Consider the following 25,800-nt stretch of genomic DNA (forward strand, 5'->3'; position numbering starts at 1 on the left):
GGTAATATGAAAATTGCGATCGCACAACTCAACCCTACGATTGGCGATATCTTGGGCAACTCCAACCTAATTCTGGAGGCTGCGAAAAAAGCCGGGGTTGCAGGCGCAAACTTATTGCTAACACCGGAACTTTCTCTAATCGGTTATCCGCCCCGCGATTTGTTGATGGATGCGAATTTCATTGCAGCCGCCGCCGCACAGTTGCAGAAACTCGCGCCAGATTTGCCACCGGAGTTGGCCGTCATCGTCGGTACTGTCGTACCTAATGTTCATGCTGTTAAATTAGGCGGAAAATCATTGTTCAACAGCGCTGTTTTATTGCAAAACGGCGCGGTTAAACAAGTTTTTCACAAACGCTTGTTGCCTACTTATGATGTATTTGACGAAGATAGATATTTTGAACCGGGAGAAAACAGCAATTACTTTACTGTTGGCGAACTCAAAATTGGCGTGACAATTTGTGAAGATTTGTGGAACAATGAGGATTTTTGGGGTCAACGCAGTTACGCGGGCGATCCGGTTGCCGATTTGGCAAAATTGGGCGTAGATTTAGTGGTAAATTTGTCGGCATCGCCTTATTCTGGGGGGAAGCGGGGAGTGCGATCGGCTATGTTGCAGCACAGCGTCATCCGCTGCGGGATACCGATTGTTTATGCTAATCAGGTAGGGGGAAATGATGATATTATTTTTGATGGCAGCAGTTTTGCTGTGAATCGAAAGGGTGATTTGATTCAGGTATTGAATTCTTTTGAAACTGATTTTGCGGTGCTGGAATATGATGAAAATAAACAAGATTTAGTGGGCAGCAATCAGCAAATTGCAGTAGCAATTGAGGCGACCAAGTTGAGTTTTGCTCCGCCTGAAGGAGATGCAGAAATTTGGGCTGCTTTGGTTTTGGGGGTGCGAGATTATGTTCGCAAGTGCGGTTTTTCTAAGGTTGTGCTTGGCTTGAGCGGTGGGATAGATTCGGCTTTGGTGGCGGCGATCGCCAGTTGCGCGATCAAACCAGAAAATGTGCTGGGGGTGTTGATGCCTTCTCCTTACAGTTCGGATCATTCGGTTAATGATGCTTTGGAATTAGCCCGAAATCTGGGTATGGCGATCGAAATGTTGCCGATCGCCGATTTGATGAAATGTTACGATCGCACTTTCGCCGATTTGTTTGTCAATACCACTTTCGGCATTGCTGAGGAAAATATTCAATCCCGGATTCGAGGTAATCTGTTGATGGCAATTTCTAATAAGTTCGGACATTTGCTACTTTCGACGGGCAATAAGTCAGAAATGTCCGTGGGTTACTGCACTCTCTACGGCGATATGAATGGTGGATTGGCGGTGATTTCTGATGTGCCGAAAACTCGGGTTTATTCACTTTGTCGGTGGCTGAATGCTGGCGGATATGCCGACGCGGCGGCCCCGCGCCCTGGTAGCGAGATAATTCCGGTTAATATTATTAGCAAACCGCCGAGTGCGGAACTGAAACCGGGACAAGTTGACCGAGATTCTTTGCCGGATTACGATGTTTTGGATGAAATCTTGCAGCGATCGATCGAACATCGCGAATCAGTCCCAGAAATTGTCGCAGCGGGACACGATGAAGCTGTGGTTAAACTTGTAGTAAAATTAGTCAGGCAATCGGAGTTTAAACGCCGACAAGCAGCCCCGGGTTTGAAAATTAGCGATCGAGCTTTTGGTACCGGTTGGCGAATGCCGATCGCCAAAGCTTCCTTCTATTAAAGGCATTATGGTTAACATTGACGGTAGTTTCGGCTTCGATTTTCTGATCGGAAGCCCCAGCAGCGATACGATTAGAGGATTTGCTGGTAATGACACTATTCAAGGTTTGGCGGGAAATGACCTGATTTTTGGCGGTAGCGACAATGATTTGCTCGCCGGAAATCAAGGCGCTGATACGATTTCAGGAGGCCGGGGAAGCGATACAATCTATGGAGGACAAGAGTCGGATTGGATTAATGGCGATCGGGGTAACGATTTGCTAATTGGTGGCGAAGGCAAGGATATCTTGACAGGAGGCGCGGGCGATGATTTATTTGTTATTGACACAACCTCGGCCGCATCTACTATTACTGAAGCCGATGTAATTACAGATTTTGGCAGCGGCAACGATAAAATTGTTTTGACAGATCGCAGAAAGTTTAGCGATTTAAACATTTTTGTTTCTGACAACCAAACTATTATGCAAGATCGAAACTCGGGCAACTATTTAGGAGTTTTTTTGGGAAAACTCAACCTGACTGAATCCAACTTTATCTCGCTGTTTGGCGGGATAGATACGGGCCAAGTTTTGCCAGTTTCTGCGAACATTATTGTGGGCGATCGCCCGCTAGGATTAGAAGTGGCAAAAACTCCCCAAGAACAAGCAATTGGCTTAATGTTTCGCACAGAATTGCCCGAGGACAGGGGAATGTTTTTCCCGATCGCCCCCGCGCGAAATGTGCGTTTCTGGATGAGAAACGTGTTAATCGAGCTCGATATGGTTTTTCTCAACGAAGGCACTGTGCAGGCGATAATTCCCAACGTACCGCCGTGTTTGAGCGACACCTGTCCCAACTACGGCCCGGATGTCCCCGTGGACGGAGTTATTGAACTCAAAGGCGGAAGGGCTGCTGAATTGGGATTGAAAGTGGGCGATCGGATTCCCAATTTACCCTAAAAAGTATATAATTTTACAACAGCATTCAACATTTGTGCATCCCATGAATCCGATTGAATTAAAAATAATCCCCAATCAAACTCAAGACGGTTTAGCTTACCAACATTTGCGCTTGCGAATTACCACTCAAGATGGTGTGATCGTACCCGATGATTTACAAGGTTTGAAAATTCCCGAAGGCGTTCAATTTAGCCAAGGAATTGTCATTGAAGGTAGAGGAGCGATTTGGCTGTACGGGTATTTAGTGCACGAATGCCATCCTGCAGCGTGGGTTGGATGTTACGATCCGCGATTGGAAGGTGCGGTGGTGGTAGCAACGCACAAGCACGAAGTATCGGTTGGACAGGTATTGAAATTGAGTTTACCAAATTAATCAATTAGATACTGTTGGGTAAATTACCCATAGTATTTATAGTGGCGGGTTTTACCAACAATCTTTCATTCACAATATTTGTCAACCAGCCCCCTCTCCCCACCTCATGTTAATTATTTGTAATCACCTACTTATACCAATTATCCAAAATGATGCAACGCTCGTAACTGTTGGGGAAAGTTGACGCAAGGCGGGTGAGAGTAAGGTGCGTCGCTCATCGATTGTCGCTCCTCTTTGAGATAGATTGATGGCGACGCACCCTAGGGCTACTGTTGCCTGAATTTTGACAATTAGTATACTAAGCTGGTGTAATTAAAATTTATCCTTTCACGGGCAAAACGATCGCAAACTCAGTCCCAACTCCGGGCTCCGCATTCACCTCAATGCTTCCGCCATGTTTTTCTACCGCAATCTGATGAGCAATTGTCAACCCCAATCCTGTGCCTTTACCGACACATTTTGTCGTAAACAAATGGTCGAATATCTGATTTTTTACTTCCTCTTTCATCCCGGTACCGTTATCAGCAAGTTTAATTTTTATCTGACTTTCCCCCAGTAGATCAGTGCAAATAGTGATGCGGTTGGGATTGGTGGCAATTTCGCTAAAACTGCGTCCTAGATTTGACTCTTCTAAGGCATCGATCGCATTCGCAAGCAGGTTCATGAAAACTTGATTTAATTGGCCGGGGAAACATTGGATTTTAGGGAGACTGCCGTATTTAGTTATCACTTCGATCTGCGGGCGGTATTCGTTGGCTTTGAGGCGGTGTTTCAAAATTAAAATAGCGCTATTAATGCCCTCGTGAATATCAAAAGAAACTTTGTAGTCTTTATCCCCTCGGGAAAAGGTGCGGAGGCTGGTACTGATGCTAGAAATGCGATCGCACCCGACTTGCATTGAATCAATCATCTTCGGTAAATCTTCCAAAAGATAATCGAGCTCTATCTCTTCGGCATGATTGGCAATCTCCGATTTCGGTGCATCAGAGCGATACAATTCTAAGTGTTCTACAATATCTACCAAACTCATTTTAGCTTCGGTTAAGTTGCCCGAAATAAACCCAATCGGATTGTTAATTTCGTGGGCGACTCCGGCGACTAAATTGCCTAAAGCCGACATTTTCTCGCTTTGCACTATTTGCAGTTGCGCTTGCTGTAAATCTTTCAAAGTTTTTTCTAGCTGTTGATTTTTCTGCTGCAAAAGTTCATGTGCTTGCTTGCGATCGGTGGCATCAACACCCAAACCAATAATCCCGATCGTCTCGCCCTGGAAATTTTTTAACTTTACTTTTGTGACTTCTAAATAATGTTCTTTGCCGTCAACCAATGTAAGAGTTTCGCTGGAGTAATGCGGCGAATCTTGGGCAAGGCAAGCGGCATCTGAAACTAGACAGTTCGCTGCATTTTCCCCCAGTATATCTTTGTAATGCTCGACAGCTAGAAAAGCACTCAGAGGCACGCCCACATCTTGACAAAAAGTATTATTAAAAAAGTGTACTTTACCCTTGGGATTCACCATCCAAATCCAAATTGGAGCGACATCAAGAATCGCTTGGAGCATCTGTTTTTGCTCGGCAAGCTGAGCTTCGGTGCGGCTATATTTTGTTAGCAATCGTTCTAATTGTTGGCTGTAATCATGAGATTTTTTGTAGAGCAGAGCATTTGAAAAACTGATGGCTGCTTGGGAACACAGGAGATTGAGAAGTTGTAGGCGATCGCGGGTAAAAATTCCTGCATTTAACCGATTTTCTAGATACAAAATGCCGACTAAGTTAGCTCGATCGAGAATCGGCCAACACAACAGGCTCTGCGGTTGGTATTTAAGGATGTAGGAGTCGGAATCGCTATCGCAATTTTCAGCGATGTTCCGCACAATCACGGGTTTCAACAAGTTTTTAACGCAGTCAACAATTTTCAGGGGCAGGATTTCGCTGTTTTCATCGAGTGCTGCGGATGTTAAGCCGATCGCCCGAGCGACACCCGAATTGTCGATCGCGCTGGCACCAGCCACTTCCCATTTATTGCCGTTTGGTAACACCAGCACTGCTTTGTCAGCTCCTGTCTTGCTCGCCGCCAGTTGCATCAGTTTGGCAATCAGCCGATCGAGTTGTAATTCACGAGAAAGCGATTGACAAGCTTTTAGCAGAGTTGAAAAAACTCCAAAATCGGAGATGTGACGCGACACAGATGAATAAACAGATGGCTGCACAAAGTGATTTTGGTTGTCAATTCTTCCGATATTTGCTAATTGATTGCTAGCTATTTTTTCTGGAGTTAAAATTGACAATGACAATTGAGGATAGCATTTTTGTAAGTCATCAATTTTGACTCTATCTCCGCAGCGAGCGTAGCAATCGCAGGCATCTATCATGTAGACTCGGGCAATTTTTTCTCTGCCCCATGACAGGTAAAACTTAGCAGCGAGTTCGCAGGCGAGAGCTTCTTCATTTAAATATTCAGTAGCTTTAGCTCCGGCAATAGCTCGATCGTACAATTCCATTGCTTCTGCTTTCTGCCCCAAAACGCGCTGCCATTCTGCCTCAACCAGCTCTAACTTGTGCTGATAATCCATCGGGGCGATCTGCGCCAATTCTTTGAGTTTTTTCTGACTCGTCTCAACGCGCTTCAGGATTTGTTGGCGCTCCGTCGGTGCGGCACCGGCATAGATTGCCAAATGTGCCAGCGCATCGTAAAAGTCGTGCATCATTTTTACTAGCATCGAAACACAATTTCCTAATAAATTTTGCCTGCATCCCCCTGTCGCTCTGCTTCGGATTGCGGCGGCATATCGCGAATCCGTCGCCTTTTTTGGCTCAATTTTATACCGACATCTCTGGGTTGTAAAAGTCAATATAAAGTCCAATATGGGGATGTTTCATACATTAGTAAACAACTCGGATTTGTTCGATTTCGTCGAGAATGTCTGTTGGCTTAAAGACTATTTCGAGCAATGCAATTAGATGCAATTAACTGCACTTATACAAATCAGTCGTATTCTGTCGGACAAATAAACATTGTACATTCAGGGCGGGCGGGACACCCCACAAGATTGAGATTTTTTGTGACATTCAATTTAAATGCCGCAACAGGTTATTCTGTCAGCCACCACTCAGACCTAGCGGCAGGCGCAAGGTTTTATAGTTCAGGCCGGAATTTTGCCGGTAATATTGAGATATTTGACCGTAGCGCGCCGGTTTCGAAACTAGCAAGAGTTTGCTGCTACCCGGTTGCAGGTGTTTTTCTGGGGCAGCCCGAACAGCAGCCGATCGAGAATCGGCGTACAATTGCGCGATCGGTCGATATCCAGGCATTACTGTCAAATTTGCTACATTTACTGTTGCATTCATTTCCACTGAGCCCAACCCCGACACTAACTTGAGAACAGTTAATGTATCTATCTTAGGACATAAACATCATAATTTCTAGTTGCCGATCGCAAATTATAGTTATCTGCAAAACCACATTTTATACTTAGGCGATCGAAATTAGAGCCTTTTACTTACGTATAAATTGCTGCGGTTAATCTCAAATGCGCTTAAATTAATGCCAAAGACAGTAGGAACACCGAAAGATGGTGTCTTTAAAAATACAGTATATATATAATTAAGTAATTTAATATAACTCGATCGTGAAACCAGTAAAATAGCTCCTGGAAAAAGATACAGCGTATTCCACGTTTTATATGAAGTACACCTCATAAGCCTGGAATACGCTGTATCTTGCTGGTTGTTTGCGAGCAACGAAGCAATCGCGAACAAATAATATTGCTTCGTTTCTCAACGTTATTTGAAATTAGTCGATCGCATCTGCTGCTCTTTCTGCTGCTCGTTTAGTTCTGTCAATATCTCGATCGACTTTCGCGCGAACCTTGTCCGAAGCATCTTCAGCGCTGTATTTTACATTTCGCGCTGCATCTTTGACATTTTCCTTACCTTGGCTGACATTATATTTCAGCGACTCAGTACCCTCGGCTGCTCTTTCTTTTGCTCCCTCGGCAGCTTCTTTAACAATGTCTTTTGCTCCCTTCAAACCTTCGCGAGTGTTTTCTTTAAGATTAGAAAAGCCTTTTTTGGTTTTGTCGCCAAAGTCATCAGCTTTGCGCTGAGCAGTGCGAGCATTATCATTCACATTGTCGCCAATTTGGTCAATTTTGTCAGGCACGTCATCCACTACCCGCCGCACGTTTTCGCCCACATTGCTGCTAGATTTAGTGTCGATGCGGCGCTGGGCTTGATCTTTGAGACTTTGAGCTTTTGCTTCTGCTGCTGTAACAGTTTTGTTTCTGGGATCTTCATCGCTGTATTGATTCTGACCACCTTTGTATACAGAAGTTACAGCCTCAGAAGGCACTTCTTCTCTAATTTGGTCTGAGGTTTTTCCTGTCATCGCATCAGCGCGACTGCAAGCAGTGCTCACTAATACTAAAATGCCAGCCAGAAACACTGTTAAAATTTGTACAGCTCGAATTTTTTTCAGAAATGCAGTTAGTCTGTTCATAAAAACAATCCTTTCTATTGTGATCTGCTCAAAGGCCTTGTGGTTTTGTAAATAGATAAGATTACAAAGTTAGGCACTCAAACAATCTTTTAACTATAGGAATATAAACAAGAGCTTTTCATCTATCTCAAGTTAGATTTCTCAAGTTGTAGCATAAGTCATTAGTCATTAGTCCGAAGGAAGAAGGAAGAAAGATGGCAGAGTTGACAGCAAACAGCAAACTGTTGACAGCTTTGCCCGAAAAGCCCGTTGTTGGGTTGACAGTTGACTGATGCAAGAAGAAAGAAAAAATGGACAATCCTCCATCTCATACCAATTATTAAAAGTCACGGCATTGCTGTGCCGGACTTGGGTTCAGCCGTTTCCCTACTTGGCTGAGCGTTTGGCCGGAAGTGCGCGGGCTGCGTTGAAAAATTTGGGGTTTTGGGGTCAAAAAAAACCTTCCGGTCAGGAACCAGAAGGAACGGTTGTATGATCTCAAGTACAACAAGGTCTTTAATCGCAATTTTCTTCGCACGCCGCGATCGCACACATCTGTCTAATGGCTGAAAGTATCTGCACAGTTGCTAATCATTTTGAATCGCTGTTTTTAGACTCTTGCAGAATTCGCCGATCGCCTCTAAACCCTCTTCTGGAGTGCCTTGGGCCAAGCGTTTCACAAAAGCGCTGCCAACAATCGCAGCGTCTGCACCCCATTCTTTCACTTGGCGGGCGTGTTCCGGTTTCGAGATCCCAAACCCGACACCGATGGGTTTGTCTGTGACGCTGCGGAGTTCTTGCAGCAACTCTTTTGCTCGCGTTTCTAAACCTTCGCGCACTCCCGTAACCCCCGTCACGCTGACTAAGTAAATAAATCCTTGAGACTGGCGGGCGATGGCTTCTATGCGGCTTTTGGGACTTGTCGGAGCAACTAATAATGTTAGTTCAATCCCTAATTTCTTGGCAGGTTGGATGAGACTTTCGGCTTCTTCTAAGGGCAAGTCCGGTACAACCAATCCCTGAACTCCGGCAGTTTTGATTTGCTGCAAGAAGGTTTCTATACCTCGGTACAAAATCGGGTTGTAGTATGCGAACAGAATAATGGGCGATCGCAAATTCGGACTAACTTTCGCTACCATTTCCAGCACCGGATCTAACCGCGTTCCCCGCTGCAGGGCCCTAGTAGCAGCAGCTTGAATCACCGGCCCGTCAGCTAGCGGGTCAGAATATGGAACGCCAAGCTCGATCGCATCTGCACCGCTATCATCCAAAACTTGCAGTGCTTTAGCCGTTGTCTCCAAATCTGGGTCGCCAGCAGTAATAAAAGGAATTAATGCACATTGGTTGCTCTTTCGCAACGTTTCAAAACATTTAGAAATAGTCATTAGTTATTAGTCATTAGTCATTGGTCATCAGTCATTGGTCATCAGTCATTGGTCAATAGTCATTAGTCATCAGTGCCGTCATCGCTCGCGAACCTTGTCATTAGTGCGAGATTAAGAACTCGCTTTCCATCCTCAATCATTAGTCATCAGTCGTCAGTTCCCCGAAGCGAGCGACATCCTCGCACGCCTAAAAAACACTAATAACTAATGACCAATGACTAATGACTAATGACCACTGACCAATGACTAATAACCACTGACTAATTATCTTTTTCCTGCTCAATTTCGGCTTGAAGTTTGGCTAACTCTTCAGGAGTGAGTGCATCAAGCTGCTTCTGCAAGACAGCATCTTTGTACTCTTTCAGTTGCTCGCTGTAGGTCATACTTTGAGTCAGCGCTCGAAATAAATAAGTCACCAGCCAGCCAATCAAGCCAGCCACCAAAAATAACTGACTCCAAATCCCTGCATTCATGCTGTCGAGTCCAGCGAATTGCAGTAGCAAGTAGACAAACCCACCTGCTACAAAGAAGCCGATCGTGATTCCAATTACGTCAATACGTCGCATTTAGGCTTCTATCTGCCGCCGTTTGGGGCGAAAGTTCAAAAAGGGAGCTAAGAGAAACATACCGGGGAAGAAGAAGAACATCAAGAAGTACATGAAGCCGCGCTCAAAAGAGGTGGCCACGTACCAGCGGCTGTTCAGGTAAGCGTAGGTGGCGGCCGGTACTACCAAGAGGTAGGCTCCTGCCAAGACGGCGTAAAGCAGCAAAGTAATATACATAGATTTGCTTTATGGGAAAAATAACACGGGCAAGCGGGCAAAGAGGCTCTGCTAGCTGGTTAACTATTGTACTGCTTGGGGAGATGCAGCGCGAGTTTTCGGAATTTTTAGATTAGGGGTTGCGTAAATTGGGGTTTTGGTTGTAGAATAAAAGGCTGTTGCTGTCAGTGAATCAAATCCACAGCAATTTGACTAAAGGGGGGTGTGGCGGAATGGTAGACGCTACGGACTTAAAATCCGTTGACCCGAAACGGTCGTGTGGGTTCAAGTCCCTCCACCCCCATACTTTTCAATACTTTGTGAGTCAATAGTTTCAGACTTATTCCACCAGCAAGAGTTGTGTTTTCCGCTGAACTTTGGCTCAGTTTGGCTTTTTAGATGTGGTCGAGTATTTCTAGAACCCCCAAATCTGCCTTAGACTTTTTGCGCCGCGCTTTCAACCGATTGAACAAGTCAGCAGCTTCAGGGAATTTGGCGACTGTCGGATCTGAGTTGTTATTTTCCTCCCAAGACTGTATTTGCAACAATCATTGGTTAACATAGAGTACCCTGATTTGACAAGATTGCCAAGGGCGATCGGCTTGAGTTATGACTGATTCGCAGTCGCATCAGTCACAAGGAGAACCCGTGAAATATTTTTCAGTAGTAATGTATTTGCTGCGGGAACGGCAACAGTTTCTCGAAGAAATTCGTGAAGGTGTCAAGCTCAAATCTAAAATTTTCGGCTTGTTAATTTCTAGTACCATATTTTTTGGAATTTACGGAGCGATATTAGGTGCATCTAGTACCTGGATGCAATGTCTAGTTTCAACAATAAAGTTACCAGCACTTTACTTGCTGACGCTGATTATCTGCTTTCCCACACTGTACTTTTTTAATGTCATGTTTGGTTCAAAACGAACTTTTGAACAGTATTTGACATTGTTGATGACAGCAATGGCGATGATTAGCGTATTGCTGTTTGGATTTGCACCTGTCAGCCTATTTTTTCTGATCAGCAGTACCAATTACAATTTTTATCTGCTGTTAAATGTTGCGATCATGGCAGTCACAGGATTTTTGGGTGTAAACTTCATTTATCAAGGAATGCACTTTCTGTCCGAACAAGATGCCGAAGGCAAAGACATCAGGCTAAATATTTTGCGGTGTTGGTTGGGACTTTATGCGTTTGTCGGCAGTCAGTTGGGATGGACGCTGAGACCGTTTTTTGGGGCACCGGGACAACCTTTTGAACTGTTCCGAAGCCTAGAAAGCAATTTTTATCTGAGTCTGTGGGATTCAATTAGGTCTCTTGGGGGATTTTAATTGATGCCAGCTTAAGGAGAGTTGAAATAGTGATACAAGCGGATTTGGATGAGTTAAAACTTCCTGAAAAAGAGTTAGATGACTTGAGTGGAATAGCTTTGAGCGACAGTTTTGCTGCGGATTTTTACAGATTTGCTGCACGCCCGGATGGAAAAAAGCTGTTTGCTCTTTTGTTGCACGAGTTACTGATATTTTGCGTGACGCTTGTTGTGTCCCTGCCTGTTGCTTTGCTGCTCAACAAACATGAAGTTGGTTCATTTAGCGATGCTGAGATATTTGTCCGAGTTTTACAAATAACTTTGGGTGTTTCGCTGGCGATTACTGCTGTTTGGAATGTTTATCAATGGATGAAGACCAAGCCTCTGCTAATGCTGGCGAGTCTGCTGGATGAAGTTGAGAAGTATAACGAAGTGATTAAAGCTTTAGATATTATCGATCGCCTAACGGCTGCTGGCAATTTACAAGCCAATTTAATTAACCGACAAGATGCGATTGAGGCTTTGAAAATTACTAGAGAAAGTTTAGTTTGTGCTTTGAAAACAGAAAGGATTCTGCGGGAAAATCAGGAATTTATCGGTCGCCGTTACGAGTTATTTGCTAATATTGAAAGTAATTTGGCTGCTTTGATGGCGATCGATGTGAGCGATCGGGCGACTGAATACGGGCGGTTGCTAAATGACGCTTTGGAAATTGGGATGAGCGTGCAGAAAGAGGTAAGAAAGTTGCAAAATGGCAAGTGAAGTTGAGTTGTAGGGTGCGTCAGACATTGGTCGTTTCGATTTTAACAAATTTGGACGAGCTGACGCACCCTACGCATTTACAAACTACGAACCTTTTTTGGGGACAATTTCAATCCTCAAAGATATCCAATTGTTGTCCCTCAGACTCTTTTTTACCATCTTTTTTAACACCCTTCCGCAGCCCGATCGCAATTTTGCTATGTTTCTCTATCTGCTTCATCACCTGTCTCGCCCTCTCAATCACCGACGGTGGCAAACCAGCCAACCTCCCCGCTTCAATACCGTAAGACTTGTCAGCGCCCCCTGGCTGAACTTCGTGCAAAAATACAATTTGATCCGGCAATTCTTTCACCGTCACCTGATAATTTGCAACATTATCCAAAATAGAAGCTAACTCATTTAACTCGTGATAGTGAGTAGCAAAAATCGTCCGCGCCCGAATCTCGCTGGCTAAATACTCTGCCACAGACCAAGCAATCGAAAGTCCGTCAAACGTCGCCGTTCCCCTACCAATTTCGTCCAACAAAACCAATGACTGCGGTGTCGCGTGATTGAGAATATTTGCAGTTTCGTTCATTTCTACCATAAATGTAGATTGACCGGTTGCCAAATCATCCACGGCACCGACGCGGGTAAAAATGCGATCGCAAATTCCCAAAGTCGCAGCTTTCGCCGGCACAAAACTCCCCATCTGCGCCATCAACTGAATCAAACCGACTTGCCGCAAATAACAGCTTTTTCCGCTAGCATTCGGCCCGGTTAAAATAATTAAATCCGGTCGGTTTAGCGATGCTTCCCGACCCAAAAAAGCCGAATTCGGGACAAAAAATCCCGGCGGTAAAGACTTTTCCACCACCGGATGACAACCTTCAACAATTTTAATTTCCCGACTTTCTACCACAGTCGGGCGGCAGTAATTCTGGTAAACTGCTACTTCTGCCAAACCGCACAAAACATCGGCCGCCGCCACCGCGCGGGAAACATTGCGAATAACTTCGGCGTGTTCTCCTATTTCCGATCGCACTTTCGCAAAAATATCGTATTCCAACTGATTTAAATCTTCCCGCGCCGTCAAAATTCGCACTTCCCTTTCTTTTAATTCTTCAGTGCTGTAACGTTCTTCATTGGTAAGAGTTTGCTTACGGGTGTAGTCGTTAGGCACTTGGTCTACTTTCGATTTTGTCACGCTGATGTAATAGCCGAAAGCTTTATTGTAGCCAACTTTCAAGTTAGCAATTCCGGTGCGTTTCCGTTCATTTGCCTCTAAATTTGCAATCCAATCTTGGTCAGCGGATGCAGTTTGGCGCATCTCATCAAGCATGGCATTGATTCCGGCTCGAATCAAACCTCCTTCTTTTAAATGAATCGGGGGTTCATCAACTAAATAATCGTGAATTTTCGCTGCCAATTCTTCGACAATTGATGGTACATTTTGTAGGGTTCTCAAATAAGGCGAGATCCCTTGGGCTGCAATAACAGCCAATTCCGGCAGTTTTGCTAGAGAATCGGCTAAAGCGACCAAATCTCTGGCGCTAGCGGTTCCAGAACCGGCGCGCCCGGTCAGTCTTTCGATGTCATAAATTTGGCGCAGCAATTGCTGCAAGTCTTGGCGCAGCGGATTGTTTTCTACTAATTCTTGAATCGTGTCGTGTCGGGCGCAAATGCCTTTAATGTTGAGCAAAGGTTGCAGCACCCAGCGGCGCAAAGCGCGGCCTCCCATGGCGGTGCTGGTTTTGTCTATAGCCCACAGCAGCGAACCGTGAAACACTCCATCTCTGACTGTTTGAGTAATTTCGAGATTGCGGCGGGTTTGATAGTCTAGTATCAGAAAATCGGTGAGAGTATAAGTGTGCAATCTTTGTAAAGCAACTGCTTTTTCTTTTTGAGTTTCTTCGAGATATTGCAGCAAACCGCCGGCGGCGCGCACTGCGAGGGAAAGGTGACCGCATCCCATACCTTCGAGCGATCGCACTTTGAACTTTTGCAGAATTCTTTGTTTTGCTTCGGACAAAGTAAACGGAATTTGCGATCGCAAAGAATAGCAAAACGAATTCGGCAAACAATCGGGTAAATGCTCAGATTTCTCTCCCGGTCTCAACATCGTCACCAAATCCGGCGCATTAGTTGGTATCAAAATTTCCGAAGGTTGCAAGCGCAGCAATTCTAGGGTTAATTGTTCTAAACTTTCGGCTTGGGTAGTTACGAATTCTCCCGTAGAAATATCTGTATAAGCCAATCCCCAATGTTCTCCTGCGATGACGATTGCTGCTAAAAAGTTATTTTGTCTGGGTTTGAGCATTCCGTCATCTGTCAAAGTTCCGGGAGTGAGAATGCGAGTAATTTCGCGCTTGACTTGGCGGCCTTCGCGGGCGGCGATAGAAGCATCTTCAACTTGGTCGCAAATTACTACAGCATAGCCTTTTTCTACTAACTGAGAACTGTAGCGTTCGAGGGCGTGGTGTGGCACTCCAGTCATCGGCACTTTGCCAATTTCTTTGCCGCTTTCTTTGCTCGTACAAACAAGTTCTAATTCCCTCGATATCGTCACGGCATCTTGGAAAAAACACTCAAAGAAATCTCCGACTCGAAAAAACAAAAGTGCGTGGGGATACTGTTCTTTCACTTCAACATACCGCTGCATCATCGGCGTTAGTTTGGTGAATTCTAGTAAGCGGTGGTCGGCATTGCGGATGTTGGCTTGATGGGGGTCTGTTGGGGTAGATGCAGTGTAAGGCATAAAAGGCGATCGATAAATTTTAATCTTTAACAACTTTAGCCCAAGCTCGGCTTTTAGTTATAGCTAATGATACAATTTTTGACGATTAATCATCCTCAAGCAGGGTGCGCGATTCTCAAGATGCCAGCCCAGTTATATAGTTAGTAGTGCGGACTGAAGTCCGCTCTCATGCTGCGGACTGAAGTCCGCAGCATGAGAGCCGCGCCTGGGGTCGATCGAGCGGACGCGATCTGAGAAAGCAGCGACTGGCGATCGCCAAAAACAACCTCAGCTATCCCGCCCTGAGCTGTTAACTGTTAACAGAAGAACCCTAAAGCTTCTGGCACTTATTCTGGCTAAGCTAGACATTTTTTATGATTTAAAACAGCCAAAAGATCCATTTGTAAATTATACCTCAGGTAGAGAAGAATTATGTTTTATCTGGTTATTATAAAAACGTGAATCAAATTGATGTGGCAGCAAAGTAAATTGAATATTGAGAAGTCAAAATTGGCTACTAACTAGAGGAGAATTAAATAATGAAAGCTCTTTGCTGGCACGGAGCAAATGACGTGCGAGTTGATAACGTACCAGACCCAACAATTATCAATCCGCGGGATGCCATAGTTAAAATCACTTCTACAGCAATCTGCGGCTCAGATTTGCACCTCTACAACGGCTTCATCCCGACAATGCAATCTGGCGACATCATGGGTCACGAATTCATGGGGGAAGTAGTCGAACTAGGCAGCGAAGTCAAGAACTTGAAAAAGGGCGATCGCGTTGTTATTCCTTTTACTATTTCTTGCGGCAGTTGCTTCTTTTGCAACCGGGATTTGTGGTCGCTGTGCGACAATTCCAACCCCAACGCAGGATTGGCTGAAAAAATCTACGGTCATTCGCCGGCGGGACTGTTTGGCTACTCGCATTTGACGGGTGGCTATGCAGGAGGTCAAGCAGAATACGCGCGGGTTCCATTTGCAGATGTCGGCCCTTTGAAAATTCCTGACGGACTTTCTGATGAGCAAGTATTGTTCCTCACTGATATCTTTCCGACGGGTTACATGGCGGCCGAAAACTGCAATATTCAACCGGGGGATACTGTTGCTGTTTGGGGATGCGGGCCTGTCGGACAATTTGCGATCAGAAGCGCGTTTATGTTGGGGGCCGATCGAGTAATTGCGATCGACCGAGTGCCCGAACGCTTGCAAATGGCGGCTGCGGCTGGGGCTGAAATCATCAACTACGAAGAAATGGACGCGGGGGAAGCCGTCACCGAAATGACCGGGGGACGCGGCCCAGACGCTTGTATCGACGCGGTGGGAATGGAAGCCCACGGTACCGGTTTCGACGCTTTGTACGACAAAGCCAAGCAAGCAGTTCGGTTGGAGAGCGATCGGCCTACAGCGCTGCGACAAGTCATCCTCGCCTGTCGGAAAGGTGGCACAGTGTCAATTCCCGGCGTTTACGGCGGCTTTGTTGACAAAGTACCCCTAGGTGCAGCGTTCAACAAAGGCTTGACGGTGAAAATGGGACAGACGCACGTTCACCGCTATTTGCGACCTTTGCTCGATCGCGTTCAAAAAGGTGAAATTGACCCAACCTTCGTGATTACGCACCGCATGAAATTGGATGAAGCGCCCGACGCTTACGAAATTTTCAAACAGAAAAAAGACAACTGCATCAAAGTTGTCCTCAAACCCTAACTCACCATTACTTCACAAGGAGAAACTATGCTTTTACAAGAAAAAGAATCCGGCGACTTGATAGAAATCATCGATATCGCGACTTTAGTCAGCCCTACAAAAACAGAGGTGGGCGGCAAAAGTCAAGCAGGTCAAGAGGAGCAAGAGCCGACTACTTTTGAGAAGAGTAAATTGGTTTTTCCCTCCGGTGAAGTCCTGCCGCGCTGCTGGATTGAGGAAAATTATCAAACTAAAGGTTAGGAGTAGGAACTTCAGTCCCAGATTGACTAATTAAGTAATTAAGGACAGAAGTCCGAACGATCTAACCCAAGAAAAAACTAAAGTTTTTACTACTAACCTTTGGTTGGTAGTGGGGACTTTAGTTGTGGCTTTGCTAATTAATTACTCAAAAACTGAAGTCTTTGCTGCCAACCCAAGTTTTACAAAAATAAATTTTATCAAAAATAGTAAGTAACCTATGAAATTGCAAGCAGTAATGCTCGATGTTGACGGCACTCTCGTGCTCAGTAATGATGCCCACGCTCAAGCTTGGATAGAGGCATTTGCTGCTTTCGGCTACGACGTGCCGTTCGATAAAATTCGCCCGCTAATTGGTATGGGCGGCGACAAAGTTATACCCAAAATGGTATCAGGACTTTCTGAAGAAGAAGGCGACGGGAAAAAGATTGCACAGAGACGCAAAGAATTGATTATTAACCGCTTTTCATCTACTCTCGATCCTGCACCAGGTTCGCGGGAATTGGTGTTAAAAATGCAGCACCAAAAACTGCGGCTAATTATTGCTACTTCAGCTACCGCCGACGAACTTTCGGGTTTGCTCAAAGCAGCACGGGTAGACGATTTGCTCGACGAAGCGACAACATCTAGCGATGCGGAAGCTTCTAAGCCGGAACCGGATATTGTGGAAGCTGCTTTGAGCAAGTTGCAGGTGGAAGCGAGTCAGGTTGTGATGTTAGCTGATACTCCTTACGATATCGAAGCTGCAAGCAAGTGCGGGGTTGGTGTCATTGCTTTTCGCTGCGGAGGTTTCGATGATGCTTCGCTAGGAGGTGCTTTAGCTATTTATGACGATCCTGCTGATTTGTTGGCGGATTATGACAATTCTATTTTGGGGAAAAAATAATTTATACCGCGTTGATGAAATAGAACTATTTAAGGAGACATCTTTTGGTTCTTAAGTTCGTAGTTGCACTTCAGCGCCCTCTTTAACGCTCAAGCGCAACTACAAACTTGTTTTTACTGCGAACTTTTGAGTAAAAACAGGTCAAAATGCTCTTGACTTATTGCTCTGCGCGACATACTAGGTTCCACAGAATATCGCCTATTTCCTCAAAATGCTCTAGCAAAAAATCCATCAAAGCTAAATTTTGCAAATCAGCCGGAGTAGCGCGCCGGTAGTGGCGGCCTGTTTTAAACCACCCTTTAACTGTCGAAATCGATCGCAAATTTCCGCCATTTGCTCGTAAGTCACATCCCATTTTCTGTAGAATTTATGAGGAGTCATCCCTAATTTGCACTGACTGTAAAGAGCAATTAACCGCACTTCTCGCTCTTCAATTTTTCGCGGGGTATTCGCCATCGAAATTCTCCCTAGTTTTGCAAAATTAATGGGAAGTCAGATTAGTTACCAAAATCTCTCTCTCAGCCCTATAGTCCCAGTAGAACCTCAACGCCATTGAAGCAGAAGACCCCCAAATATCTCCGGTTTTTTGCTGGTATCGGTGGGTTCTCAAACTTCTATAGCTGGGCCCTTCTGTCTCTAATAATTTGAAAGCTTTTTCGTATTGCTTTCGGGCTGGGAGGGGAAGAAAATTCAGTTTTTTGGTGACTTGTTTGGTGAAAGCAAGCTGAAATTTTGGGGTTCGACATGACATGAAATCTTGCCCCTTTACCGATTGTTTTCATTCCCTATAACTGGTAACAAGTAGAAAACCATGTCTAAATTAGGGTTGTACTCGAGTCTCGATCACCCTGGCACCCCCCTTAAAAAGGGAGGGACAAGAGCATTTCTCAAAGTGGGTCTTCTTAAGGGAGATTTAGGGGGAGCTAGACTCGGCTACAAGCGAGATATACAGAGGGTTTTTGTCTTAAGTTGACATTGCGATTAGACGATGAAAACCGAATCGTCGATCGCAAATTCCGGCTCTGTTCCCAATATCTTTACCTGGTAGCGGCTGTTGGCTGGTAAAGGATAAAAACGCAGTTTGTCTACTTTTGCGTCGAGCAGATTTGACAGTTTTGTTTGCAGCTTATCGTACTGATTTTGATTCAGCACTGCTTCAAAAACTGATTTCTGCACTCGCATTCCGAAAGCTTCTAAAAGCTTGGAAACTTTCGTCCGCCGCCTGTCGTCTGCGATGTCGTAGCAAATTAGGTAAAACATCAGTCAACCTGTAGATTTGATTCTTCAGTCTGCGGAGGCGGACTTCGTTTGACAAGAGGCGGTTTCAACCGCCGAATCATCTTTCCAAAGCATGGAACGATAAACATCTTGTTCACCTTTGACGCAAGCCAGATATTCTGTGACTTGCAATTCCAAACAGTGGCGGTAACTGACTTGTCCGGCATATAAATGCGCGGCGCAACTCTGCAACTTGGTTTCCCAATGCAATAAGAACTCTCGCAGCGCTTCGGGATGTAAATACAGTCCTCCCCGTTCGTCTGGCGGAAAAAAATCTCCGACAGCGATGCGATTTTGATTGACTAAATCTGCGACTAATGCTTCGACGAGCGGCGCGCGGAACTGCTCCATTAAATCGCAGACTAAAGGTGTGTGATTTTGACAGGTATGGTGCAAGTTGCCGAAGTCGGGATTCAGCCCGAAATTTTGCACGCAGGCGTGAATGTTTTGGCTCAATAAGGCGTATCCTAGATTGAGCAAGCTGTTAATTCGATCGCCCGCTAAATCAGCCGATCGCCCTTTGAAATTGAACGCGAACGGCAGCAGGTAGCTGAATGCTTGAAAATAAATCCGGGCGGATGCAACTTCAAATTGCCAGAATCCTTGCCTGGTAGTGGCGGAGGGCAGCGCTTCCAGCAAATAAGCGAGACTGTCAGCGGCTTTACCAACAATTTTGAGGTGGCGGCGGCTGTTTAATTGCATTAGCAAAACGCGGGAATTGTGCAGTTTTGCTCGCAGCAAACTTTCAACCATCGCCAGTTGAAATTCAGCATCGCCAAAGCACTGTTTCTGGCGGCTTGAGTGCAGGCATTTTCGCTGATCGTGCAATCGCGCCACATAGCGCCCGCCGTCGGCAATGAATCCTACCGGAATGCCGCGGGCGATCGCACATTTAATTGCCGGCGCAGTGATGTCGCACCAGTCAAACAAGATGATTTGTTTGACTTTGACTGCCGCCATTTCGCAGCAGAGTTTTTCGAGGAAAAAGACTTGAAAGCGAGAACCCTCTAAATGCACGATCGAACCGGGCTCAGTTGCGTATAATGTAATCATGGATTCTTTGGCAAGAAGTGAAACACCAACAGTTCAAAGGTGGAGAAATTTGACCTTTGGCTGTCGTTAGAATCCATATTTGCAGGGGGGTAAGTGTGTTTCTGCCCCCGTATCAAAGCGTGTTGCGTGTGTTTGGTGCGCGTCTTGATAAATTGGGTGCGATCGACAGTTGTTATCATTCTCGCTTAACAGGCTCTCCGGCCTGTTTCACAATAAAATTCACTCTTTGTGGAACAGGCCGGAGAGCCTGTTTGGGAACGAACTCTTCGGCTTGTGAAGCGATAAATATATTACATTCGTCCAATTTCCCAAAAATTATGAGCTTACTTCCTCCGTCCAAAGAAAAATTAGCTATTGAAAATATTGTCGCCCCCCAAACAGCTCCAGAATATGTAGGATTTATAGTATTAACAGTGGCGATTAGCTTGGTAACAGCGGCAGCGGGCAGCAGTCTGCCTGGTACTATATTGGGAGCCGCCGTTATCGCAATTTTCGGTTTTATCTGGTGGCGGGTCGATCGCGCCCGCGCCAAAGCCCGCGTTCAAAGGTTGTACAGCGATTTAGCAATCTCCGTGGACAAAGAAGCACCTACAGGGGCTAAAGGTTTAATCCTGTTACTCAGTCCCTATTCGCCCCGCAAAGCAGAACTGAAAAATGAAAGTACGATCGCCCCTTTAATGGAAGCTGTCATCAACGGCGAGATAGACAAACTGACTCAAGCAGACTTCGATCGGCTTGACTTGTTGAATTCAAATCTTTTCCCCCAAATCAAAGCTGTAGAATTTCATGCAAAACAGGAAAAACTGCGAGATATTTGGCTGATCAGCACGGAAAGGTACGAGACAAAGGAAGGTAAAAAAGTTAAAGGTTCCGAAGACTCGGCACTAATTCTCAGTCAATACCTGCGGTTTCTCTACGGAAAAAGGCTGGATATTAACTCGGAGGGATTATCAGTCAGAGATTACGATTATCAGGGATTGTGGCGGCTGGCAGAGCAAATTTTCCGCGATTCGGGATACAAAGATGAAGTGATAGTTGCCGATATTACCGGCGGCACAAAAATGATGAGTGTGGCTTTGGGTATGGCTTGCATTCCCCCAAAACGGCGAATGCAGTACATGGATTCGCAGCGGGATTGGGAAGGAAATCCGGTGTCGGCCGGGGATATGCAGCCGGTAGTTATTGATGTTGACCCGATTTTGTATGTGTAGTGTGGTGCGTCGCCCCGGAAAATCTGCAACTAAAATCGCAAAGCTTTGAAAGCGACGCACCACACAAATACCCGTAGGGTGCGTCGCCCCGGAAAATCTGCAACTAAAATCGCAAAGCTTTGAAAGCGACGCACCACACAAATACCCGTAGGGTGCGTCGCCCCGGAAAATCTGCAACTAAAATCGCAAAGCTTTGAAAGCGACGCACCACACAAATACCCGTAGGGTGCGTCGCCCCGGAAAAACTGCAACTAAAATCGCAAAGCTTTGAAAGCGACGCACCACACAAATACCCGTAGGGTGCGTCGCCCCGGAAAATCTGCAACTAAAATCGCAAAGCTTTGAAAGCGACGCACCACACAAATACCCGTAGGGTGCGTCGCCCCGGAAAATCTGCAACTAAAATCGCAAAGCTTTGAAAGCGACGCACCACACAAATACCCGTAGGGTGCGTCGCCCCGGAAAATCTGCAACTCAAATCGCAAAGCTTTGAAAGCGACGCACCCTACAAATACCCGTAGGGTGCGTCGCCCCGGAAAATCTGCAACTCAAATCGCAAAGCTTTGAAAGCGACGCACCACACAAATACCCGTAGGGTGCGTCGCCCCGGAAAATCTGCAACTCAAATCGCAAAGCTTTGAAAGCGACGCACCACACAAATACCCAGCGGCGCACCACACAAATACTAAGGTGACGCACCCGCATACGGGATATAAGGTGAATTATTACCGCTGTCTGGAGTTGCAGGTTTGGGAGTATATCGCTTGTTTGACGGGGGAACAAGAGGTTTATCGACCGATGAAGTGGGATCAATAATGGGTTTTGTAGAGTCACTCGGCGGTTGAAACCGCGTCTACACATACAAAGTCCGCCTTTGCGGACTAAGAGATCGAGTTTGAGCCGCTGTTGTATCGACATCAGCGGCTTTTTTTTCTGTGGTGCTTGACAGTTATCTAGGAGTCGGGTATCTTATTTGTCAGGTAAAAATCAAGTTCAACCTGAACCTTGACAAATTAATATTTTTCGTGTTATGGCAACCTAGCTGAGTTTCAGTTTTCGGTCTTGAAAAAGCCGGATTTGCTAGGGTCGCCAAATTGCTGAAACCCCGATTGTTTGGTTGACCCTAGCGGGTCGCTTACGCTGTAAGGGTTTGAGGCTTGTTAAGAGGGTCGTAGTTTTCAATAAATTTAGATTATTGGCGATCGAAAAGGGGGGTAGCAATTTTGGCTACTTGCATCCCTGATTCGACAAGAGTTTTAAAGTAAGACACTTTGACTTACCACTTCCCCTCACGGGGATTGAAACTATTGAGGGTAAGGAATATCCCCCACCCAAATAACTTTGACTTACCACTTCCCCTCACGGGGATTGAAACAATGCGTCCATACGGGTCAGGGTGCGGTTTTGACTTTGACTTACCACTTCCCCTCACGGGGATTGAAACTTTTGCAGAGACTAATTCTCCGCCGCCCATAAGTTGACTCCTTTGACTTACCACTTCCCCTCACGGGGATTGAAACATTATCGACAGAGTTTCCAAAAATACTCTGTTTTAGACTTTGACTTACCACTTCCCCTCACGGGGATTGAAACTAATAGGCAAAGCTTTCTTGGCTACTCATGCGTACTTTGACTTACCACTTCCCCTCACGGGGATTGAAACGTTCGGTGGCATAGAACAGCCTCCTTACCCAATCTTTGACTTACCACTTCCCCTCACGGGGATTGAAACACTATCTCAATCCTGTCCCATTGCATTCATCGCTTTGACTTACCACTTCCCCTCACGGGGATTGAAACTTCAAGCCTTGCTGTTGCGGCATCTCTTTCTTGCGCTTTGACTTACCACTTCCCCTCACGGGGATTGAAACTTTTGGGCACTTTCTGACTTCTGACGCATATACATCTTTGACTTACCACTTCCCCTCACGGGGATTGAAACTCTACCCCAACAACCTTCCCTTCTCCAGCCATTACAAAATACTTTGACTTACCACTTCCCCTCACGGGGATTGAAACCTAGAACCGTCGACACCATTGGATTCTACGGCTTGCTTTGACTTACCACTTCCCCTCACGGGGATTGAAACGGGGTTTCCTTGGTCATCGTACCTTTCTATTTGATCGCCGCTTTGACTTACCACTTCCCCTCACGGGGATTGAAACTTTTTGCGGTTGCTACTAATTCAAGTGGATCCTTTGACTTACCACTTCCCCTCACGGGGATTGAAACTATTCTTAACCTGAGAAATTACCCACGAGCTAAATTTTATAACTAAATAGTTATATATAGATATAGCCAAATAAAAATTAAATGAGCCGATCGCCCTTGTGTAGGGAAACGCCACTGCCGTGTCCTCTGCCGAAGCTCGATCGCCGGAGTTTTGCATATAATTGATGAGACAAAGGAGCGATGGGGCATGACACAGACGCGCTTAAAACCAAAAGACCAACGGCTAATTCATTCCGGGATTAGCTGGGAAGAATTTAAGTCGATCGAAACCGGGTTTGCGAACGCTCCGGGTATTCGGTTATTTTATTGGGGGGGCGAAATAGAAATATTGGCAGTTTCGCAAGACCACGAGTTTTTTAGCCGCACAATTGCTGGACTTTTGTTCATCTACTGCTTGGAAAAAGAGATTGAATTCGCACCTACCGGCAGCTTTACTCAAGAAAAGGAAGGTGTAGCATCGGCACAAGCTGACGAATCCTATTATATCGGCAGGGGAAGAACTGCAAACTCTCCTCCAGATTTATTTATTGAAATAGTGTTTAGCAGTGGCAACGAAAGCAAACTAAACCGTTACCGAATCCTGGAAGTGCCGGAAGTGTGGTTTTGGGAAGATGGCTTGTTTGCTATGTATCGCTTGGGCGTTGAGGGTGATCAAAAAATTTCTGCAAGCGCTGTTTTGCCGGATTTAGATATCAGTTTGCTGTCGCGCTGTTTGCTGATGGCTTCAACTTTGGAAGCGACGCGGGAATTCAGGCGCGGAATTTCTATTTAGTCTGGCGCATTCATATCCGGCCGGGGCGGGTTTATTGGATTTGGGATTTGTGTTGAATATCAGGGTGAACCCGCCCCTACAAGAATCATGATCGATTGACCGGACATGATATCAAAAGGTTTAATGTAAAAATTACTATTAATTTGATTATGTCGCGATCGCTAACAGCTTCTATTAACGGCATCAAACTCGCCAAGCAGAAATTGGAAAGCAGGCGCTTGTCGCAAGTTGCGTTTGCCAAAGAATTGAAATTTTCCTTAAAAACTATCAACAATTTTTTCACGGGAAAAAGGGTCGATCGCAAATATTTTGTAGAGATTTGCGAAGCGTTAAAATTGGAGTGGGAAGATGTCGTTTTTGGGACGGAAAGCGAGGAAGAAGAGAGAGAAAAGGGCGGCGGCGGGGAGATTTTGTCCCTGCAAGAGATAGTCAAACAAAATGGCGATCGGGCTAGAAAAGCCCTCGACCCTTACATCTTACCTCCGATCCGCCGCCAAAGTCTGTTGGAAAAATGCCTCAAACAAATTCGATCGGGCATCTGGCAAAACAAACGGCGCGTCATCCCGATTTTGGGCGCTGCGGGCTATGGCAAAAGCACGATTCTGGGAACTATTTACGACGAACTCAGCGCTGAAATTGCAGCAGCAGAAACGGGATGGATTGCTTTGATCCGGTGCGACGATTTAATCGAATCTGCGGAAACCTTTGCTTTGGAAGTCGGGGAAAAAGTCAGCGGCAAACGGCAGCCGATCGCGGAAGTTGCCAAACAGCTTACCGCAGAAAGGGGGCGGGGCACAATTGCGATCGACACTTTGGATATTGTATTGACAAAACCCCTGGTTCCCGTGTTGCGAAACCCCTTGCAACAACTGTTAGAAACGGGGACTACCGTTGCCTTTACCTGCCGCGATACCGACTACAGCAATTTTTTTGAACCGTATCACGAAAGTTTTGCCGGCTTCCGAGAAAGCGTGCAAGACGGATGCAGGATTACCGCTTTCAGTGACGGGGAAGTCAGGGAAGCGGCGGCAGAGTTTGTGAAGCGGAAAGGGGAAAATTTACTGGTGGATGGGGAAGCTTTTGCCGATCGGATTATAGCCCTTTCCACCGACAGCGTTTCCCTGCAAGAAATCGTCCGCAATCCGTTACTGCTGGCTTTACTGTGCGACTTGTTTACAGAGTTGGAAAACGTGCCGGAAGATTTGACAGTCAGCCAACTCTACGGGGAATACTGGAATTGGAAAGTTTCGGCTGTACGCAGCAATTTGCAGCCTCCGCGCGTCAGGATTGCTAAGGAAAAACTGTGCTTGAAGATTGCAGAAATTATCTACAGCAATTCTGGAGAAAGGCTGCGAGATTTTATCTATGAAAGCAATTTAGAATTTAGCGAAACTGAATTTGAGGCTTATACTTCTCTGAAAAGCGAAGGCGTTTTAAAAGATTTCGGCGGCAAGCGGATCGGATTTTTTCACCAAACTTTTTTAGAATATACAGTAGCCCGCTGGCTGAATTCCACGGAGTCGGGAGAAGCTGCAAAAAATCAGTTAAAAAGCGAGATGGTGTTTGCGGAATCCGAGTTTTCGCGCTACTACATCTGGCCGATTTTTCGGCAACTGCTAACTTTGATGGATTTAACTGAATTTTATCACACACAGCGAGCTTTAAACAAACATAAAATCATGCCGTTTCGGGCAGTGGCTTTTGCCTCGATTTCCCGAAAAGAAGCGGAATCGGCTGCGGTTTTGCTGCCGATGTTGGAAATTGCGATTAGCAGCGGATATACTTTTCAAGAGACTTTGCTAGTCGCGGCTAATTCTGCACCGAAACGCCACAGCGAAATTGTTTGGGAAGTGGCTGTCAGACTTTTAGCAACTGTCAGCCAAGAGTTGATTAATAAAGCGGCGGAAACTGTCGCGGAATTGCTGTTTCGTTTAAACGATGAAAAAAGTCAGCGATTTCAGGAAGCTGTAAAT

26 protein-coding genes, 1 tRNA gene, 1 pseudogene and 1 CRISPR repeat array are annotated in these 25,800 nt (G+C 45.6%); of the genes and pseudogenes, 14 read left to right on the top strand and 14 right to left on the bottom strand.

Annotated features, from left to right (window positions below; genetic code table 11):
• Nucleotides 1–6 precede the first annotated feature (6 nt).
• From IQ270_RS08090 to crn3, 3 genes are read left to right on the top strand one after another with little or no spacing between them, the layout of a single operon-like run.
• Nucleotides 7–1,737 (top strand): NAD+ synthase, encoded by a 1,731-nt coding sequence (locus IQ270_RS08090; protein ID WP_193972719.1) that lies wholly within the window; start codon nt 7–9, stop codon nt 1,735–1,737.
• Nucleotides 1,738–1,744: 7 nt separating this feature from the next.
• On the top strand, nt 1,745–2,674 hold the full coding sequence (locus IQ270_RS08095) for a DUF192 domain-containing protein (RefSeq protein WP_193972720.1): 930 nt from the start codon (nt 1,745–1,747) through the stop codon (nt 2,672–2,674).
• A 43-nt stretch (nt 2,675–2,717) separates the two neighbouring features.
• Nucleotides 2,718–3,047: a CRISPR-associated ring nuclease Crn3/Csx3 gene (gene crn3, locus IQ270_RS08100; RefSeq protein WP_193972721.1), complete on the top strand. Its 330-nt coding sequence runs from the start codon at nt 2,718–2,720 to the stop codon at nt 3,045–3,047.
• A gap of 319 nt (nt 3,048–3,366) precedes the next feature.
• Here the strand turns inward: crn3 and IQ270_RS08105 are convergent, their stop codons facing one another.
• From IQ270_RS08105 to IQ270_RS08115, 3 genes are all read right to left on the bottom strand, one after another.
• Nucleotides 3,367–5,766 carry an ATP-binding protein gene (locus IQ270_RS08105; protein WP_193972722.1) on the bottom strand — a complete coding sequence of 800 codons (2,400 nt, stop codon included), beginning with the start codon at nt 5,764–5,766 and terminating at the stop codon, nt 3,367–3,369.
• Between the two features lie 379 nt (nt 5,767–6,145).
• Nucleotides 6,146–6,394, bottom strand: a complete 249-nt coding sequence (locus IQ270_RS08110) for a hypothetical protein (RefSeq protein ID WP_193972723.1) — start codon at nt 6,392–6,394, stop codon at nt 6,146–6,148.
• A gap of 445 nt (nt 6,395–6,839) precedes the next feature.
• On the bottom strand, nt 6,840–7,544 hold the full coding sequence (locus IQ270_RS08115) for a DUF6658 family protein (protein ID WP_228056163.1): 705 nt from the start codon (nt 7,542–7,544) through the stop codon (nt 6,840–6,842).
• A 271-nt stretch (nt 7,545–7,815) separates the two neighbouring features.
• Here IQ270_RS08115 and IQ270_RS08120 point away from each other — a divergent pair, with 271 nt between their 5' ends.
• Nucleotides 7,816–8,019: a hypothetical protein gene (locus IQ270_RS08120; RefSeq protein WP_193972724.1), complete on the top strand. Its 204-nt coding sequence runs from the start codon at nt 7,816–7,818 to the stop codon at nt 8,017–8,019.
• Between the two features lie 91 nt (nt 8,020–8,110).
• On the opposite strand, the gene trpA is transcribed toward IQ270_RS08120, so the two are convergent.
• The 3 genes from trpA to ndhL form a co-directional block, all read right to left on the bottom strand.
• Nucleotides 8,111–8,908, bottom strand: coding sequence for a tryptophan synthase subunit alpha (trpA, locus tag IQ270_RS08125; protein ID WP_193972725.1), 798 nt, complete (start codon nt 8,906–8,908; stop codon nt 8,111–8,113).
• A gap of 260 nt (nt 8,909–9,168) precedes the next feature.
• The gene (locus IQ270_RS08130; RefSeq protein WP_193972726.1) at nt 9,169–9,474 is read right to left on the bottom strand and encodes a DUF3007 family protein; all 306 of its coding nucleotides are present in this window, start codon (nt 9,472–9,474) and stop codon (nt 9,169–9,171) included.
• Nucleotides 9,475–9,690 (bottom strand): NAD(P)H-quinone oxidoreductase subunit L, encoded by a 216-nt coding sequence (gene ndhL / locus IQ270_RS08135; protein ID WP_193972727.1) that lies wholly within the window; start codon nt 9,688–9,690, stop codon nt 9,475–9,477. It abuts the gene before it with no gap.
• 198 nt (nt 9,691–9,888) lie between these two features.
• Between ndhL and IQ270_RS08140 the strand changes: the two genes are divergently transcribed.
• Nucleotides 9,889–9,973, top strand: a tRNA-Leu gene (locus IQ270_RS08140).
• Between the two features lie 91 nt (nt 9,974–10,064).
• Here IQ270_RS08140 and IQ270_RS08145 read toward each other — a convergent pair.
• Nucleotides 10,065–10,214 carry a hypothetical protein gene (locus IQ270_RS08145; protein WP_193972728.1) on the bottom strand — a complete coding sequence of 50 codons (150 nt, stop codon included), beginning with the start codon at nt 10,212–10,214 and terminating at the stop codon, nt 10,065–10,067.
• A gap of 64 nt (nt 10,215–10,278) precedes the next feature.
• On the opposite strand from IQ270_RS08145, the gene IQ270_RS08150 reads away from it, so the two are divergent.
• The gene (locus IQ270_RS08150; RefSeq protein WP_193972729.1) at nt 10,279–10,995 is read left to right on the top strand and encodes an actin-binding WH2 domain-containing protein; all 717 of its coding nucleotides are present in this window, start codon (nt 10,279–10,281) and stop codon (nt 10,993–10,995) included.
• Between the two features lie 29 nt (nt 10,996–11,024).
• Nucleotides 11,025–11,735 carry a hypothetical protein gene (locus IQ270_RS08155; protein ID WP_193972730.1) on the top strand — a complete coding sequence of 237 codons (711 nt, stop codon included), beginning with the start codon at nt 11,025–11,027 and terminating at the stop codon, nt 11,733–11,735.
• A gap of 109 nt (nt 11,736–11,844) precedes the next feature.
• Here IQ270_RS08155 and mutS read toward each other — a convergent pair whose 3' ends face one another.
• Nucleotides 11,845–14,472: a DNA mismatch repair protein MutS gene (gene mutS, locus IQ270_RS08160; protein ID WP_193972744.1), complete on the bottom strand. Its 2,628-nt coding sequence runs from the start codon at nt 14,470–14,472 to the stop codon at nt 11,845–11,847.
• Between the two features lie 518 nt (nt 14,473–14,990).
• On the opposite strand from mutS, the gene IQ270_RS08165 reads away from it, so the two are divergent.
• The 3 genes from IQ270_RS08165 (at nt 14,991) to IQ270_RS08175 (ending at nt 17,280) form a co-directional block, all read left to right on the top strand.
• Nucleotides 14,991–16,157: a zinc-dependent alcohol dehydrogenase gene (locus tag IQ270_RS08165; protein ID WP_193972731.1), complete on the top strand. Its 1,167-nt coding sequence runs from the start codon at nt 14,991–14,993 to the stop codon at nt 16,155–16,157.
• Nucleotides 16,158–16,184: 27 nt separating this feature from the next.
• Complete coding sequence (locus tag IQ270_RS08170; protein WP_193972732.1) at nt 16,185–16,397, top strand: acetyltransferase; 213 nt, start codon at nt 16,185–16,187, stop codon at nt 16,395–16,397.
• Nucleotides 16,398–16,614: 217 nt separating this feature from the next.
• Entirely contained in the window at nt 16,615–17,280 is a 666-nt protein-coding gene (locus IQ270_RS08175; RefSeq protein WP_193972733.1) for an HAD family hydrolase, read from the top strand.
• Between the two features lie 237 nt (nt 17,281–17,517).
• Here IQ270_RS08175 and IQ270_RS08180 read toward each other — a convergent pair whose 3' ends face one another.
• From IQ270_RS08180 to cas1, 3 genes are all read right to left on the bottom strand, one after another.
• The gene (locus IQ270_RS08180) at nt 17,518–17,736 is read right to left on the bottom strand and encodes a hypothetical protein (RefSeq protein WP_339384381.1); all 219 of its coding nucleotides are present in this window, start codon (nt 17,734–17,736) and stop codon (nt 17,518–17,520) included.
• Nucleotides 17,737–18,261: 525 nt separating this feature from the next.
• On the bottom strand, nt 18,262–18,540 hold the full coding sequence (gene cas2, locus IQ270_RS08185; RefSeq protein WP_193972734.1) for a CRISPR-associated endonuclease Cas2: 279 nt from the start codon (nt 18,538–18,540) through the stop codon (nt 18,262–18,264).
• 24 nt (nt 18,541–18,564) lie between these two features.
• The gene (gene cas1 / locus IQ270_RS08190) at nt 18,565–19,611 is read right to left on the bottom strand and encodes a CRISPR-associated endonuclease Cas1 (protein WP_193972735.1); all 1,047 of its coding nucleotides are present in this window, start codon (nt 19,609–19,611) and stop codon (nt 18,565–18,567) included.
• Nucleotides 19,612–19,928: 317 nt separating this feature from the next.
• Between cas1 and IQ270_RS08195 the strand changes: the two genes are divergently transcribed.
• Nucleotides 19,929–20,822: a hypothetical protein gene (locus IQ270_RS08195; RefSeq protein WP_193972736.1), complete on the top strand. Its 894-nt coding sequence runs from the start codon at nt 19,929–19,931 to the stop codon at nt 20,820–20,822.
• Nucleotides 20,823–20,851: 29 nt separating this feature from the next.
• On the opposite strand, the gene IQ270_RS08200 is transcribed toward IQ270_RS08195, so the two are convergent.
• The 3 genes from IQ270_RS08200 to IQ270_RS08210 are packed head-to-tail and all read right to left on the bottom strand — an operon-like array spanning nt 20,852 to nt 21,521.
• Nucleotides 20,852–21,073, bottom strand: a complete 222-nt coding sequence (locus tag IQ270_RS08200; protein WP_193972737.1) for a hypothetical protein — start codon at nt 21,071–21,073, stop codon at nt 20,852–20,854.
• Complete coding sequence (locus IQ270_RS08205; RefSeq protein WP_193972738.1) at nt 21,074–21,295, bottom strand: hypothetical protein; 222 nt, start codon at nt 21,293–21,295, stop codon at nt 21,074–21,076. It lies immediately after the preceding gene.
• Nucleotide 21,296: 1 nt separating this feature from the next.
• The gene (locus IQ270_RS08210) at nt 21,297–21,521 is read right to left on the bottom strand and encodes a hypothetical protein (protein WP_193972739.1); all 225 of its coding nucleotides are present in this window, start codon (nt 21,519–21,521) and stop codon (nt 21,297–21,299) included.
• Here IQ270_RS08210 and IQ270_RS31845 point away from each other — a divergent pair.
• The 3 genes and pseudogenes from IQ270_RS31845 to IQ270_RS08225 form a co-directional block, all read left to right on the top strand.
• Nucleotides 21,513–21,638 carry a hypothetical protein gene (locus IQ270_RS31845; RefSeq protein WP_255532392.1) on the top strand — a complete coding sequence of 42 codons (126 nt, stop codon included), beginning with the start codon at nt 21,513–21,515 and terminating at the stop codon, nt 21,636–21,638. The two genes, IQ270_RS08210 and IQ270_RS31845, sit on opposite strands and share 9 nt — an antisense overlap.
• A gap of 453 nt (nt 21,639–22,091) precedes the next feature.
• Nucleotides 22,092–23,055: direct repeats of the CRISPR family, unit length 36 nt; unit sequence CTTTGACTTACCACTTCCCCTCACGGGGATTGAAAC.
• Nucleotides 23,056–23,242: 187 nt separating this feature from the next.
• Entirely contained in the window at nt 23,243–23,827 is a 585-nt protein-coding gene (locus IQ270_RS08220) for a Uma2 family endonuclease (RefSeq protein WP_193972740.1), read from the top strand.
• A gap of 149 nt (nt 23,828–23,976) precedes the next feature.
• Nucleotides 23,977–25,800, top strand: a pseudogene (locus tag IQ270_RS08225) (hypothetical protein); the annotation flags it as partial.

Source organism: Microcoleus sp. LEGE 07076, from assembly GCF_015207455.1.
Classification (GTDB): domain Bacteria; phylum Cyanobacteriota; class Cyanobacteriia; order Cyanobacteriales; family Microcoleaceae; genus Microcoleus.

Bases quoted from the DNA above. Each gene is read 5' to 3' on its own strand.
- IQ270_RS08195 (WP_193972736.1), top strand. From the start codon at position 19,929: ATGAGCTTACTTCCTCCGTCCAAAGAAAAATTAGCTATTGAAAATATT.
- IQ270_RS08165 (WP_193972731.1), top strand. From the start codon at position 14,991: ATGAAAGCTCTTTGCTGGCACGGAGCAAATGACGTGCGAGTTGATAAC.
- IQ270_RS08095 (WP_193972720.1), top strand. From the start codon at position 1,745: ATGGTTAACATTGACGGTAGTTTCGGCTTCGATTTTCTGATCGGAAGC.
- trpA (WP_193972725.1), bottom strand. From the start codon at position 8,908: ATGACTATTTCTAAATGTTTTGAAACGTTGCGAAAGAGCAACCAATGT.
- IQ270_RS08220 (WP_193972740.1), top strand. From the start codon at position 23,243: ATGACACAGACGCGCTTAAAACCAAAAGACCAACGGCTAATTCATTCC.
- IQ270_RS08115 (WP_228056163.1), bottom strand. From the start codon at position 7,544: ATGAACAGACTAACTGCATTTCTGAAAAAAATTCGAGCTGTACAAATT.
- cas2 (WP_193972734.1), bottom strand. From the start codon at position 18,540: ATGTTTTACCTAATTTGCTACGACATCGCAGACGACAGGCGGCGGACG.
- IQ270_RS08130 (WP_193972726.1), bottom strand. From the start codon at position 9,474: ATGCGACGTATTGACGTAATTGGAATCACGATCGGCTTCTTTGTAGCA.
- crn3 (WP_193972721.1), top strand. From the start codon at position 2,718: ATGAATCCGATTGAATTAAAAATAATCCCCAATCAAACTCAAGACGGT.
- IQ270_RS08120 (WP_193972724.1), top strand. From the start codon at position 7,816: ATGCAAGAAGAAAGAAAAAATGGACAATCCTCCATCTCATACCAATTA.
- IQ270_RS08180 (WP_339384381.1), bottom strand. From the start codon at position 17,736: ATGGCGAATACCCCGCGAAAAATTGAAGAGCGAGAAGTGCGGTTAATT.
- ndhL (WP_193972727.1), bottom strand. From the start codon at position 9,690: ATGTATATTACTTTGCTGCTTTACGCCGTCTTGGCAGGAGCCTACCTC.
- IQ270_RS08105 (WP_193972722.1), bottom strand. From the start codon at position 5,766: ATGCTAGTAAAAATGATGCACGACTTTTACGATGCGCTGGCACATTTG.
- mutS (WP_193972744.1), bottom strand. From the start codon at position 14,472: ATGCCTTACACTGCATCTACCCCAACAGACCCCCATCAAGCCAACATC.
- cas1 (WP_193972735.1), bottom strand. From the start codon at position 19,611: ATGATTACATTATACGCAACTGAGCCCGGTTCGATCGTGCATTTAGAG.
- IQ270_RS08175 (WP_193972733.1), top strand. From the start codon at position 16,615: ATGAAATTGCAAGCAGTAATGCTCGATGTTGACGGCACTCTCGTGCTC.
- IQ270_RS08150 (WP_193972729.1), top strand. From the start codon at position 10,279: ATGACTGATTCGCAGTCGCATCAGTCACAAGGAGAACCCGTGAAATAT.
- IQ270_RS08170 (WP_193972732.1), top strand. From the start codon at position 16,185: ATGCTTTTACAAGAAAAAGAATCCGGCGACTTGATAGAAATCATCGAT.
- IQ270_RS08090 (WP_193972719.1), top strand. From the start codon at position 7: ATGAAAATTGCGATCGCACAACTCAACCCTACGATTGGCGATATCTTG.
- IQ270_RS08110 (WP_193972723.1), bottom strand. From the start codon at position 6,394: ATGAATGCAACAGTAAATGTAGCAAATTTGACAGTAATGCCTGGATAT.